Raw genomic sequence first — 13,336 nt, forward strand, 5'->3', positions numbered from 1 at the left:
TATAGTTCGCCTTGCTTCAATTCTTCAGGGCCGTCTTCCATGCAGACCGACTACGCCGAGTACATCCGGCGCACCATCCGCAGCGTTCCAGACTGGCCCCAACCCGGTGTCGTTTTTCGCGATATCACGCCGGTGCTGCAGGATCCGCGCGCATTCCGGGTGCTGATCGATCTCTTCGTCTACCGTTACATGCGCCAGCGCCTGGACCTGGTGGCGGGGATCGACGCGCGCGGGTTCATCGTGGGCAGCGTGCTGGCCTATGAACTGAACCTGGGCTTCGTGCCCGTGCGCAAGAAGGGCAAGCTGCCGTTTCGCACGGTGGCCGAGGAATACTCGCTGGAGTACGGCAACGCGTCCGTCGAAATGCACACGGACGCGGTGCGCACCGGCCAGCGCGTCCTGCTGGTGGATGACCTGATCGCCACCGGCGGCACCATGCTGGCCGCCATCAACCTGCTGCAGCGCCTGGGCGCCAACGTGGTCGAGGCCGCGGCCATCATCGACCTGCCCGGCCTGGGCGGTTCGGCCAAGGTCGCCGCCACCGGCACGCCGCTTTTCACGGTCTGTCAGTACGGGGACGATTGATCACGCATCCAGCAACCGCGGCTGGATGAAGTCCAGGAACGCCTTGGTCTTGGCCGGCAGCATGCGCGAGGGCAGCAGCGCGAACAGCGGCAGCGGCGTCAGGCTCCAGTCGGGCAGCACGCGCACCAGGCTGGATTGCTGGATGGCGCGCTCCATGGCATCGAACACCAGCAGCGGCGTGATGCCCAGGCCCTGGCTGGCCAGGCGGGCGAGCATGCCGACGTTGTTGGCCGACAGCCGCCCCGACACCTGCACGCGTTCCACCTTGTCGCCCGAATGCAGCATCCAGAAGGATGAGTCCTCGCGCATGGTGGGCCGCAGGCATTCGTGGTGGGCGAGATCGGCCGGCGTGCGCGGTTCGCCGTGGCGGGCCAGGTAGTCGGGCGAGGCGTACAGCTGGTGCGCCATCAGCACGATCTTGCGCGATATCAGGCTGGAGTCCGGCTGCTGGCCGAAGCGCAGCACCAGGTCGAACGGATTGCTGATGGGATCGATCGGCCGCATGCTCAGATCGAAATCGCATTCGATGTCCGGATGCTGTTCGCGGAATTCGCGGATCACGGCGGGCAGGAATAGCTGCGCCAGGCTGGTGAGCAGGGAAATGCGCAGCCGGCCCTTGGGCTGCACCGCCATGTCCAGCAGCTGGTCGTGCGCGATGCGCGCCTCTTCCACGATGTGGCGGCAGCGCTCGAAATAGACGGCGCCGGCTTCGGTCAGGTCGATCTTGCGGGTGCTGCGGTTGAGCAGCCGCATTCCGATGCTGCGTTCCAGTTCGCTGACCCGGCGCGAGAGGGTGGAGGTTGGAATATTCAAGGCTTCGGCCGCGTGGCTGAAGTTCTTGCGCTTGGCGACTTCGACGAACAGGGCGATGTCGTTAAGCTGTATATCCATAGATCCTCGTCATTCAAAATTCCATTTCTGGCAGATTCATATCATAAATGTAATTATTGTCCCGCCAGCAGGAATGTCTATTCAGCGCGGGATAAAAGTCCGGGGCGCGCATGGCGTAATCCGGCGCCGTTACGTAGCTTGCGCGTGGCTGAATGCCGGACAGGCTTGCGGCACAACGGTTTTCCCAAATCTTGTGCAAAAATTGATCGGGTTTGGCCGGCGATAGCCAGGAATTATCCCGTTCATGAAAATATGTTCGCCAAATTAAGGGTTTTTACTAGGTCGCAATCGCCAGATACTTCGTCCCAGCAATCAAATTGTCATATCGCGGCGCCAGCCTGGCGCCTGCGGTGTGCAAGGTTTAGGATGGAGTCGTCTCAATGAAAGCCCTAGCTACCGCCCTTATGGTTACCGCCACGCTGGTAGGCATGTCCGCCGCTCACGCCGATGGCAAGACGCGTGAACAAGTCCAACAGGAACTGCAGGCCGCCAAGGCCGCCGGCCAGGTCACGTTCGGTGAACTGGATTACCCGCCTGTCGCCGCCGAGCGCAGCGGCATGTCGCGCGAGCAGGTCCAACAGGAACTGCAAGCCGCCCAGGCCGCCGGCCAGGTGACCTCGGCCGAGCTGGACTACCCGCCCAAGGCCGCCGTGTCGCAATCGGCCGGCAAGACCCGCGAGCAGGTCCGCCAGGAACTGGCCGAGGCCAAGGCGCGCGGCGAATACACCTTCGGCGAACTGGATTACCCGCCCCAAGGCAAGTAAGCCGCTCGCGCCGCAAGGCCGTCGAGAACCCCTCGCGCATGCAGGCCGAGGGGTTTTTCTTTGGCGCGCGCGGATCGATAGTGTTGCGCGCGCGCATCGGAATTGGACGGCGGCCGCGACAACTGTTGTGGGTCGGCCTGGGCGCGCCAACAATGTCCAGGACGGTCGTCTTCCGAATGCGTGCAATGATTCACATTTGATATCAGTGCGTTAGCGGCGGTTTCCAGAAATCGCCTGACCGGCGGCGCCGGCCATTATTCCAACCATGGAAAGTTGTTCTTCGAAATCCGGGTTACTTCGAATTGGCGCAGGCAGGACACTAGCTTCAGTGCATGCGCCGCGGCGTGCCGCGGCACGCAAATTCCGGCCCGCTTGCGTGGTGGGTTTGCGATTTGCCTTTATCTCGCCATATTGGGGACTTATATGAAGAAGACGTTATTGGCCGCAACGCTGCTGGCCGGCTTTGCCGGCGCAGCGCAGGCCGCCGACTCCGTGACGCTGTACGGCTTGATCGACGCCGGCGTCGGCTACGAAAGAGTGAAGTTCGACGGCCATGCGCAAAGCCGCTTCGGCGGCGTGCAGGGCGTGAGCAGCGGCTCGCGTTTCGGCCTGCGCGGCACGGAAGACCTGGGCGACGGCCTGCGCGCCGTCTTCACGCTGGAAGGCGGCTTCGGCCCGATGAACGGCAACTCGCTGCAGAACGGCCGCCTCTGGGGCCGCCAGGCCACCGTCGGCCTGGACAGCGATAGCTGGGGCCGTCTGGAATTCGGCCGCCAGACCAACCTGGCGTCCAAGTATTTCGGTTCGATCGACCCGTTCTCGATCAGCTACAACACCGCCAACATGGGCACCACGTTCGGCAGCGCCAACACGATGCGCCTGGACAACATGGTGCTGTACCAGACCCCCAGCATGGGCGGCTTCAAGGTTGGCGTGGGCTACTCGTTCAGCGCCGATGACACGGTCACGGACAGCAAGCAGACCGGCTTCGAAAGCGGCAACAACAACCGCGTGCTGACCGCCGGCATCCAGTACGTCAACGGCCCGCTGAACCTGGCCGCCGCGTACGACCGCTTCAACCCGTCCAACGACAGCGCCGGCGGCAAGTCGTCCGCGCGCATCCAGGAATACATCGTCGGCGGTTCGTACGACTTCGAAGTCGTGAAGCTGGCCGCCGCGTTCGGCCAGACCCGCGACGGCTGGTTCGTGGGCCAGAACATGGGCACCACGCCGGACGGCATGGAGAAGCTGGGCACGTTCAAGCTGGCCGATGGCTTTCGCGCCAACTCGTACATGATCGGCGCGACCGTGCCGCTGGGCCGCCACGCCGTGTTCGGCTCGTGGCAGCGCGCGACCCCCAGCAACGACAGGCTGACCGGCGACGACGCGACCTTCAACGTCTACAGCCTGGGCTACACCTACGACCTCTCCAAGCGCACCAACCTGTACGCGTACGCCTCCTACGGCGACAACTACGCGTTCCAGCGCGATGCGACCGACACCGCTGTTGCGGTGGGCGTGCGCCACCGTTTCTGAGCGACAGTACGTCCGGCCGATACCTTGCTGAATGCGCGGCCCGTCTCCGCGGGCCGCCGAGTGACAGCGAACCCCCCTCCCAGGTTGGGGCCGGACGTATCTGGAGCAGGAAAGGGAAGGGCCTCCGCAAGGAGGCCCTCTCGTTTTTTCGCGGCCGCGCCGAGGCGCGCGCCGCCCGCTACAGGAACAGCTTGTAGGCCGGGTTGTCGGTCTCGTTCCAGTGCGGATAGCCGAGTTCGGCCACGAAGCTGCGGAACTGCTTCTTGTCGGCCGGCGGCACCTGGATGCCGATCAGGATGCGGCCGTAGTCGGCGCCCTGGTTGCGGTAATGGAACAGGCTGATGTTCCAGTCCGGATTCATCGCGTTCAGAAAGCGCATCAGCGCGCCCGGGCGTTCCGGGAACTCGAAGCGGTACAGCAGTTCGTTGCGCGCCAGCGCCGAACGTCCGCCCACCATGTGGCGCAGGTGGGTCTTGGCCATTTCGTCATGCGTCAGGTCCAGCGTATCGAAGCCGTGGCGGCGGAAGTTGGCCGCGATCTTGTCCGGCTCGGCCGCCGACGACACCTGGATGCCGACGAAGACGTGCGCGCGGTCCGAATCCGAGATGCGGTAGTTGAACTCGGTGACGCTGCGCTCGCCCACCAGTTCGCAGAAGCGGCGGAAGCTGCCGCGCTGCTCGGGCATGGTGACGGCGAAGATGGCTTCGCGCATTTCGCCCACTTCGGCGCGTTCGGACACGAAGCGCAGGCGGTCGAAATTCATGTTGGCCCCGCAGGCGATGGCCACCAGGGTCTTGCCCTTCAGGTTCTGCTCGGCCGCGTATTGCTTGGCGCCGGCCACCGCCATTGCGCCAGCCGGCTCGAGCACGCTGCGCGTGTCCTGGAACACGTCCTTGATGGCTGCGCAGATCGCGTCGGTATTGACCACAACGAAGTCGTCGACGTACTGGCGCGTGAGCTTGAAGGTTTCCGCGCCCACCATCTTCACCGCCGTGCCGTCGGAAAACAGCCCCACGTCGTTCAACTGCACCCGCCGGCCCGCGCGCACGCTGCGCAGCATGGCGTCGGAGTCTTCGGTCTGCACGCCGATGATCTTGATTTCCGGGCGCAGCTGCTTGATGTAGGCCGCCACGCCCGCGATCAGGCCGCCGCCGCCGATGGCCACGAAGATGGCGTCGATCGGGCCGGGATGCTGGCGCAGGATCTCCATGCCCACCGTGCCCTGGCCGGCGATGACATCGGGATCGTCGAAGGGATGGACGAAGGTCAGCTTTTCCTTCTTTTCCAGCACCTGCGCGTGCGCGTAGGCGTCGGAGAAGCTCTCGCCGGCCAGCACCACCTCGCCGCCCAGCCGGCGCACCGCGTCGATCTTCACCTGCGGGCTGGTGGTGGGCATGACGATGACGGCCCGGCAGCCCAGCCGGCTGGCCGCCAGCGCCACGCCTTGCGCGTGGTTGCCGGCGGAAGCGGCGATCACGCCGCGGCTGCGCGCCGCCGGGCTCAGGTTGGCCATCTTGTTGTACGCCCCGCGCAGCTTGAAGCTGAACACCGCCTGGGTATCTTCGCGTTTGAGCAGGACCGTGTTCGAAATCCGCTGCGACAGCAGCGGGGCCGCCTCCAGCGGGGATTCGACCGCGACGTCGTAAACCTTGGAAGTCAGGATGCGTTTCAGGTAATCGGTGGACATGGAGCGTGCAGAGTAGGGAAGTGGGGGAGATTATTGCAGACGGCCGGGCGCGGCTACACTCGCCCCACTATGGAAGAAAGTCTGTTGTCCGCCGTTCACTGGATGCTGGGGGTGCTGGCGCTGCCCTCGGTCGGCCTGTCCGCGATCTTCACGGTTTCGCTGGTGTCGGCGACCCTGCTGCCGATGGGCTCCGAGCCGGCCGTGTTCGGCTATATCAAGCTCGCGCCCGACATGTTCTGGCCGGCCGTGCTGGTGGCCACGCTGGGCAACACCATAGGCGGGGCCATCAGCTACGCGATGGGGCTGGGCGCCGAGCGCGCCGTGCAGCGCTGGAAGGAAAAACACCCCCATCCGCACCCCGACGCCACCGAAAGCGGACGCATGCGCGGGCGCTGGAACGAGCGGGCCCACGACTGGATCCACCGCATGGGCCCGCCGGCCCTGCTGCTGTCCTGGCTGCCCGCGGTGGGCGATCCGCTGTGCGCGGTGGCGGGATGGCTGCGGCTGCCCTTCTGGCCCTGCGTGCTCTACATGGCCATCGGCAAGTTCCTGCGCTACCTGGTCATGACGGCCAGCCTGCTGTGGTTTTTCCCGGGGCAGATCTAGCGCCGGCGTCCCGATAAATAGGGGACGCATAATTTCGGATTTTCCACGGTTCCATGCCCGTTCCTGGGGGTATTCAGGGACAGACATGAACGATGGCATAAAATGTTTTTTTACGGGCCCCTCTTGCAGCCATGAACGCCCCACTCGCTAGCCACATCTTGAACGGGGCGATGCCGCCCGCAGCACCCGCGCGCTTGCGCGAAATCCCCTACAACTACACCTCGTTCTCCGACCGCGAGATCGTCGGCCGGTTGCTGGGCGACGATGCCTGGAGCCTGTTGACCGACCTGCGCGGCGAACGCCGCACCGGGCGCTCGGCCCGCATGCTGTACGAGGTGCTGGGCGACATCTGGGTGGTGCGCCGCAATCCCTATCTGCAGGACGACCTGCTCGACAACCCCAAGCGCCGCAAGCAGCTCATCGAGGCCTTGCATCACCGCCTGGCCGAGATCGACCGCCGCCGCGAGCCCGACGTGCCCGCCGAGGCCGGTCACGACCCGCACCGCGACGAGAAGGTCGTCGGCCTGCTGGCGCGGGCCCGTTCGGCCATCGCCGCCTTCGAGGGCGAGTTCGACCAGACCGCCATGATGCGCAAGCAGGCGCAGAAGGCGCTGGGCCGCATCACCGCGCGCGACAACATCAAGTTCGACGGCCTGTCGCGGGTCTCGCACGTCACCGACGCCACCGACTGGCGCGTGGAGTATCCCTTCGTGGTGCTGACGCCGGACTCGGAAGACGAAGTCGCGGCGCTGGTCACGGCCTGTATCGAGCTGGGCCTGACCATCATCCCGCGCGGCGGCGGCACCGGCTATACCGGCGGCGCGATTCCGCTGACCTGGAAGTCGGCGGTCATCAACACCGAGAAATTCGACAAGCTGGGCCAGGTCGAGTCCTGTATCCTGCCCGGGCTCACCGAGCCCGTGGCGGTCATCCATGCCGGCGCCGGCGTGGTGACCAAGCGGGTCTCCGAGGCCGCCGAGGCGGCGGGCTTCGTCTTCGCTGTCGACCCGACCTCGGCCGAGGCCTCGTGCGTGGGCGGCAACATCGCCATGAACGCCGGCGGCAAGAAAGCCGTGCTGTGGGGCACCGCGCTGGACAACCTGGCCTGGTGGCGCATGGTCGACCCCAACGGCAACTGGCTCGAAGTCAGCCGCCTCGACCACAACATGGGCAAGATCCACGACGTGGACGTGGCCCGCTTCGAACTCAAGTGGTTCGACGGCCGCGGCAAGCCGGGCGAGCGCCTGCTCAAGACCGAGACGCTGGAGATCCAGGGCCGCGTGTTCCGCAAGGAAGGCCTGGGCAAGGACGTCACCGACAAGTTCCTGGCCGGCCTGCCGGGCATCCAGAAAGAAGGCTGCGACGGCCTGATCACGTCGGCGCGCTGGGTGCTGCACCGCATGCCGCGCCACACGCGCACGGTCTGCATGGAATTCTTCGGCCAGGCGCGCGACGCGATCCCGTCGATCGTCGAGGTCAAGGGCTACCTGGACGGCGAGGGCCGCGCGCGCGGCGCCATCCTGGCCGGCCTGGAGCACCTGGACGAACGCTACCTGCGCGCCGTGGGCTACGCCACCAAGAGCAAGCGCGGCGTGCTGCCCAAGATGGTCCTGATCGGCGACATCGTCGGCGATGACGAGGACGCGGTGGCCGCGGCGGCCAGCGAGGTCGTGCGCCTGGCCAACACCCGCCACGGCGAGGGCTTCGTGGCCGTCAGCCCCGAAGCGCGCAAGAAGTTCTGGCTGGACCGCTCGCGCACCGCCGCCATCGCGCGCCACACCAACGCCTTCAAGATCAACGAAGACGTGGTGATCCCGCTGCCGCGCATGGGCGAATACACCGATCACATCGAGCGCATCAACATCGAGCTCTCGACCCGCAACAAGCTCAAGCTGCTGGGCGCGCTGGAGGCCTATCTGCGCACGCCGCTGCCGGTGGGCAAGGCCGACGACAGCGAGACCGACATCGCGGACACCCGCGCCGAGGCGCTGGCCGAGCGCACCCGCCAGGCGCTGGAGCTGCTGGCCGGCGCGCGCCGCCGCTGGCAGTGGCTGCTGGACAACCTGGACATGCCGCTGGCGCAGGCCTTGCCCGAGCTGCATGGCCTGGGCATGGGCGAACTGCAGGCCACGCTGTCGGACCGCGTGGCGGCCCAGCCCGGCGCGCGCCTGTTCGACGTGGTGCAGGACCGCAGCATCCGCGTGTCCTGGAAGGCCGAAGTGCTGGCCGGGCTGCAGCGCACCTACTCGGGCGCGGCCTACAAGAAGATCGTCGACGAGCTGATCGCCATCCACGGCCGCGTGCTCAAGAGCCGCGTGTTCGTCGCGCTGCACATGCACGCCGGCGACGGCAACGTGCACACCAACATCCCCGTCAACTCGGACGACTACGAGATGCTGCAGGAGGCCCATCAGGCCGTCGAGCGCATCATGCAGATCGCCCGCGACCTGGACGGCGTGATCTCCGGCGAGCACGGCATCGGCCTGACCAAGTACGAATTCCTGACCGACGCCGAACTGGCGCCATTCCAGGAATACAAGCGCCGCGTGGACCCCAACGGCCACTTCAACGCCGGCAAGCTCATGCCCGGCGCCGACCTGCGCCACGCCTGGACGCCCAGCTTCAACCTGATGGGCCACGAGTCGCTCATCATGCAGCAAAGCGACATCGGCGCGATCTCGGAATCCATCAAGGACTGCCTGCGCTGCGGCAAGTGCAAGCCGGTGTGCGCCACGCACGTGCCGCGCGCCAACCTGCTTTATTCGCCGCGCAACAAGATCCTGGCGACCTCGCTGCTGGTGGAGGCTTTCCTGTACGAAGAGCAGACCCGCCGCGGCGTGAGCCTGAAGCACTGGGAAGAATTCGAGGACGTGGCCGACCACTGCACGGTCTGCCACAAGTGCTACAACCCCTGTCCGGTCGACATCGACTTCGGCGACGTGTCCATGAACATGCGCGCCGTGCTGCGGCGCATGGGCCGCAAGTCCTTCAATCCCGGCACGGCCAGCGCCATGTTCTTCCTGAACGCCAAGGACCCGGCCACCATCAATGCCACCCGCAAGGCGATGGTGGGCGTGGGCTACAAGGTGCAGCGCGCCGCGCACGACCTGCTCTCGGGCCTGGTCAAGAAGCAGACGTCGGCGCCGCCGGCCACGGTCGGCAAGCCGCCGCTGCGCGAGCAGGTGGTGCACTTCGTCAACAAGAAGATGCCGGGCGGGCTGCCCAAGCAGGCCGCGCGCAAGCTGCTGGACATCGAAGACGCCAACTACGTGCCCATCATCCGCGACCCCAAGGCCACCACGGCCGACACGGAAGCGGTGTTCTACTTCCCGGGCTGCGGCTCGGAGCGCCTGTTCTCGCAGGTCGGCCTGGCCACCCAGGCCATGCTGTGGCATGCGGGCGTGCAGACCGTGCTGCCGCCGGGCTACCTGTGCTGCGGCTATCCCCAGCGCGGCAACGGCATGACCGACAAGGCCGAGCAGATCATCACCGATAATCGGGTGCTGTTCCACCGCGTCGCCAACACGCTGAACTACCTGGACATCAAGACCGTGGTGGTCAGCTGCGGCACCTGCTACGACCAGCTGGCCGGCTACGAGTTCGACAAGATCTTCCCCGGCTGCCGCCTGATCGACATCCACGAATACCTGCTGGAAAAAGGCATCAGGCTCGAAGGCGCCAAGGGCGTGCGCTACATGTACCACGACCCCTGCCACACGCCCATGAAGCTGCAGGAGCCGATGAAGACCGTGCGCGCGCTGGTGGGCGAGGGCGCGGTCAAGAGCGACCGCTGCTGCGGCGAATCCGGCACGCTGGCAGTCACCCGGCCGGACATCTCCACGCAGGTGCGCTTCCGCAAGCAGGAGGAACTGCTCAAGGGCGACGCCGCGCTGCGCAGCGACGGTTTCACGGGCGACGTGAAGGTGCTGACCTCGTGCCCGTCGTGCCTGCAGGGCCTGTCGCGCTATCAGGGCGACACCGGCATGGACGCCGACTACATCGTGGTCGAGATGGCGCGCCACATCCTGGGCGAAAGCTGGATGGAGGACTACGTCCGCCGCGCCAACGCGGGCGGCATCGAGCGCGTGCTGGTGTAAGTCGGACACACGCGCCCGGCGGCATTGCGCCGGGCGCGTTCATTGACGGGGCGCAATGCGGCGCGGCCCGGCTTCATGTTGAGATTCGTTTTTAAATAAAATCGATTCTCATTATTGAGTCCGGACACCCGTATTGCGCCATGCCCGCTTCTTCCAGAACCACCATCCTCGCCGCCGCCCTGGCGGCCGCGGCCAGCCTGCCTGCCGGCGCCGCCCTGCAGCCCATGTCCGAAGCGCCGCTGGCCGGGGAGGCCGAACTCCAGTGCCGCTTCGGCGAGGACAACAGCACCGAGTGCGTCAGCACCTACCGGTACACCATTCTGACGCCGGCCGGGCGCGACGTGGTCTCGCGCATCGACCGCAGCTATCCGGAGACCGACAGCCTGGAAGTCTTGCGCGCGGAGCTGATCCAGCCGGGCGAGCCGCCGGCGCCGCTGGCCGACGAACAGATCGACACCCGCATGGCGCCCAATCCGGACCAGGGCTTTCTGCGGTTCAAGCAGACCTCGCTGGCCTTTCGCAATCTGCGGGTGGGCAGCACCATCGTCTTCACGCTGCGGGAACGTTCCGCCGGCATCGCGCAGGCCACGCAATTCCATTACCGGCTCAATCTGACGCCGGCGCAGGTGCGCCAGGACCGCTTCCGGGCCGAGTTCAGCGCCGGCCGTCCGATGGTCTGGCGCGCCGAAGCCATGGACGACTATCGCATCGAGGCCTCGCCCGACGCCAGGCGCATCACCGTGGCGCTGAAAACCACGCCGTACTACCACGCCTACGTCAATGAATCCGACAACGGCTATCTGCGCCGGCCCCCGCGCCTGGAGATCGGCAGCGCCGCCGGGCTGCAGGATTATTTCGGCCCGTTCGCCGCGCGCTACAACGAGATCCTGTCGGCGCCGCTGCCGCCGGCCGCCGCCCAGGCCGTCCAGGCGCAGCGCGGCAAGACGCCGCAGCAGGCCGTGGCCGGCCTGATGCGCCACATCCACGAACGCTACCGCTACCTGGCCGACTGGCGCGGCAGCGAACGCGGGTTCATTCCGTTCACGCTGGACGAGATCGAGCGCCGCGGCTACGGCGACTGCAAAGACCTGACCGTGCTGCTGACCGCCATGCTGCGCGCGGCCGGCATCGCGGCCGAGCCCGCCCTGGTGGTGCGCGGCGCCGTGGCCCCGAGCGTGCTGCTGCCGGGCATGGCGGCGCCCAACCACTCGGTCGTGCGGGCCCGCGTGCAGGGCAAGACCTGGTGGCTGGACCCGACCAATCCGGTCTTCGTGCCCGACTTCATCATGCCCGACATCCAGCAGCGTTGGGCCTTCGTCATGGACGCTCAGGGCCGCATGCGGCGCGAGGACATTCCGCTGGAGCGGCCGATGCCCAGCTTCGCCGCCACCCGCCGCGAGCGCTTCCTCCAGGACGGGCAGGCCGAGGTCCGCGCCTCGGTGGATCTGGCCGGCATGGCGGCGGTGCAATTGAGCCTGGGCGACCGGCAAGCGGGCACGACGGCGATGGACCAGGTCCTGTGCCGCAGCTTTGCCCCCGAAAACCGCGATTGCAGCCTGCACCGTCCGGCCAGCGGCTTCGTGATGCCGCCCGTCTATCGCATCGACGCCACGCTGGTGGACCTGCAGGCGCTGGAACGGGCCGGCGCCCGGTACGTGCGCACGCAGTCCGCGCTGGCCGAGGACTGGGAATTCTTCGCGCGCTATCGCCGCACGGGCCAGCTGGCGGACATCTATCTCGGCGCGCCGGAGGTCCTGTCCCATGACGTGACGCTGACCGGCGCCACAATCGATGCGCCGGCGCTGCACTGCCGCGTGCGTTCGCCCTGGATCGACGTGGACCTGGAAGGCGCGCCGGCCGGATCGGACTATCGCTACCGCTACCGCAGCCTCAGGAAGGTGGGCTGGTTCAGCCACGCCGACATCACATCGGAGGCCTTCGGCCAGGCCATCGAACAGGGCAGGAAGTGCGTGGCGTCGCTGCGCATGACGGTCGCGCCGCCGGACCGGTGAGCGCGCCCGCGCCCAAGTAAAAAAACGCGGCCGCAAGGGCCGCGTTTTCATTGCCTGCGAAAAGCCGGCTTATTCGAGCTTGATGCCCGCCTTCTTGATCACGTCCGCCCAGGCGCTGCGCTCCTGCTCGGCGTAGGCCTTGAATTCCTGGGCCGACAGCGGCATGGGGATGACGCCCATGTCCAGCATCTTCTGGGACACGGCCGGGCTCTTGAGCGTGGCGTCCAGGTCGGCCGAGAGCTTCTTGACCACGTCGGCCGGCAGGCCGTCCGGGCCCACCAGGCCTTGCCAGGCGTACGCGACGAAATTGGCCACGCCCTGCTCGGCCATGGTCGGCGTGTCGGGCAGCACCGGCAGGCGCTCCGGCGTGGCGGCCGCCAGTACGCGCAGCTTGCCGGCCTTGACGTTGGGCAGGCCGGCGGCCAGGTCGATGAACATCAGGTCCACCTGGCCGCCCAGCAGGTCCTGGATGGCCGGGGCCGCACCCTTGTAGGGCACGTGCAGCACGTCGGCGCCGGTGCGCTGCTTGAACAGCTCCAGCGCCAGGTGGTGGGGCGAGCCCGCGCCGGCCGACGCCGCCGTCAGCTTGCCCGGTTCCTTCTTGGCGGCCGCCAGCACCTCGTCCACCGTCTTGTACGGGGAATTGACGTTCACCGCCAGCAGCAGCGGGAACTTGGCGATGCCGCCGATATAGGTGAACTTGGCCGGATCGTAGGACAGCTTGGCGTACAGCGACGAGTTGAAGGCCAGGGTGCCGGAGTCGGCGGTGCCGACCACGTAGCCCGACGGTTCGGCCTGGGCGATGGCGGTGGCGCCGATGATGGTGGCGGCGCCCGGGCGGTTCTCGACCACGATGGTCTGGCCCAGCGTCTTTTCCAGGCTGCTGGCGACGGTGCGGGCCACGACGTCGGTGCCGCCGCCGGCCGGGTAGGGCACGATCCAGCGCACGGGCTGGGTGGGCCAGGGTTGGGCGCTGGCCGCGCCGGCGGCCAGGGTCAGGGCGGCGAGCGCCAGCAGGCGCTTCATGGGCTTGTGCATGGGGTGTCTCCTTGTGCGGAAGGGCTAAAGCGCGGCGGTCGCAGCCTTGGTCGCCGTCGAATTCACGCCGCTTTTTCTTGCGCCGCCATTATGCCTTGCGCTTGCGCAAACAAACCGGAA

General features: G+C 66.9%; 9 protein-coding genes. 6 read left to right on the forward strand and 3 right to left on the reverse strand.

Annotated elements, in window-relative coordinates; genetic code table 11:
- Positions 1 to 39: 39 nt before the first annotated feature.
- Entirely contained in the window at positions 40 to 585 is a 546-nt protein-coding gene (locus C1I89_RS25855) for an adenine phosphoribosyltransferase (protein WP_102775239.1), read from the forward strand.
- Here C1I89_RS25855 and C1I89_RS25860 read toward each other — a convergent pair whose 3' ends face one another.
- The gene (locus tag C1I89_RS25860; RefSeq protein ID WP_102775240.1) at positions 586 to 1,476 is read right to left on the reverse strand and encodes a LysR family transcriptional regulator; all 891 of its coding nucleotides are present in this window, start codon (positions 1,474 to 1,476) and stop codon (positions 586 to 588) included.
- Between the two features lie 380 nt (positions 1,477 to 1,856).
- On the opposite strand from C1I89_RS25860, the gene C1I89_RS25865 reads away from it, so the two are divergent.
- Complete coding sequence (locus C1I89_RS25865; RefSeq protein WP_102775241.1) at positions 1,857 to 2,240, forward strand: DUF4148 domain-containing protein; 384 nt, start codon at positions 1,857 to 1,859, stop codon at positions 2,238 to 2,240.
- Positions 2,241 to 2,663: 423 nt separating this feature from the next.
- A complete protein-coding gene (locus C1I89_RS25870; RefSeq protein WP_102775242.1) occupies positions 2,664 to 3,776 on the forward strand; it encodes a porin in 1,113 nt (370 codons plus the stop codon).
- A 178-nt stretch (positions 3,777 to 3,954) separates the two neighbouring features.
- Here the strand turns inward: C1I89_RS25870 and ilvA are convergent, their stop codons facing one another.
- Positions 3,955 to 5,463 carry a threonine ammonia-lyase, biosynthetic gene (ilvA, locus tag C1I89_RS25875; RefSeq protein ID WP_102775243.1) on the reverse strand — a complete coding sequence of 503 codons (1,509 nt, stop codon included), beginning with the start codon at positions 5,461 to 5,463 and terminating at the stop codon, positions 3,955 to 3,957.
- 69 nt (positions 5,464 to 5,532) lie between these two features.
- Between ilvA and C1I89_RS25880 the strand changes: the two genes are divergently transcribed.
- From C1I89_RS25880 to C1I89_RS25890, 3 genes are all read left to right on the forward strand, one after another.
- Positions 5,533 to 6,069: a YqaA family protein gene (locus C1I89_RS25880; RefSeq protein ID WP_102775244.1), complete on the forward strand. Its 537-nt coding sequence runs from the start codon at positions 5,533 to 5,535 to the stop codon at positions 6,067 to 6,069.
- A 131-nt stretch (positions 6,070 to 6,200) separates the two neighbouring features.
- A complete protein-coding gene (locus tag C1I89_RS25885) occupies positions 6,201 to 10,166 on the forward strand; it encodes a DUF3683 domain-containing protein (RefSeq protein WP_102775245.1) in 3,966 nt (1,321 codons plus the stop codon).
- A 140-nt stretch (positions 10,167 to 10,306) separates the two neighbouring features.
- Positions 10,307 to 12,178, forward strand: coding sequence for a DUF3857 domain-containing transglutaminase family protein (locus C1I89_RS25890; protein WP_102775246.1), 1,872 nt, complete (start codon positions 10,307 to 10,309; stop codon positions 12,176 to 12,178).
- A gap of 69 nt (positions 12,179 to 12,247) precedes the next feature.
- On the opposite strand, the gene C1I89_RS25895 is transcribed toward C1I89_RS25890, so the two are convergent.
- Positions 12,248 to 13,216: a Bug family tripartite tricarboxylate transporter substrate binding protein gene (locus tag C1I89_RS25895; protein ID WP_102775247.1), complete on the reverse strand. Its 969-nt coding sequence runs from the start codon at positions 13,214 to 13,216 to the stop codon at positions 12,248 to 12,250.
- Positions 13,217 to 13,336: the final 120 nt, after the last annotated feature.

This window comes from Achromobacter pulmonis, assembly GCF_002885955.2.
GTDB lineage: Bacteria > Pseudomonadota > Gammaproteobacteria > Burkholderiales > Burkholderiaceae_B > Achromobacter > Achromobacter pulmonis_A.

Bases quoted from the DNA above. Each gene is read 5' to 3' on its own strand.
- C1I89_RS25855 (WP_102775239.1), top strand. From the start codon at position 40: ATGCAGACCGACTACGCCGAGTACATCCGGCGCACCATCCGCAGCGTT.
- C1I89_RS25860 (WP_102775240.1), bottom strand. From the start codon at position 1,476: ATGGATATACAGCTTAACGACATCGCCCTGTTCGTCGAAGTCGCCAAG.
- C1I89_RS25865 (WP_102775241.1), top strand. From the start codon at position 1,857: ATGAAAGCCCTAGCTACCGCCCTTATGGTTACCGCCACGCTGGTAGGC.
- C1I89_RS25870 (WP_102775242.1), top strand. From the start codon at position 2,664: ATGAAGAAGACGTTATTGGCCGCAACGCTGCTGGCCGGCTTTGCCGGC.
- ilvA (WP_102775243.1), bottom strand. From the start codon at position 5,463: ATGTCCACCGATTACCTGAAACGCATCCTGACTTCCAAGGTTTACGAC.
- C1I89_RS25880 (WP_102775244.1), top strand. From the start codon at position 5,533: ATGGAAGAAAGTCTGTTGTCCGCCGTTCACTGGATGCTGGGGGTGCTG.
- C1I89_RS25885 (WP_102775245.1), top strand. From the start codon at position 6,201: ATGAACGCCCCACTCGCTAGCCACATCTTGAACGGGGCGATGCCGCCC.
- C1I89_RS25890 (WP_102775246.1), top strand. From the start codon at position 10,307: ATGCCCGCTTCTTCCAGAACCACCATCCTCGCCGCCGCCCTGGCGGCC.
- C1I89_RS25895 (WP_102775247.1), bottom strand. From the start codon at position 13,216: ATGCACAAGCCCATGAAGCGCCTGCTGGCGCTCGCCGCCCTGACCCTG.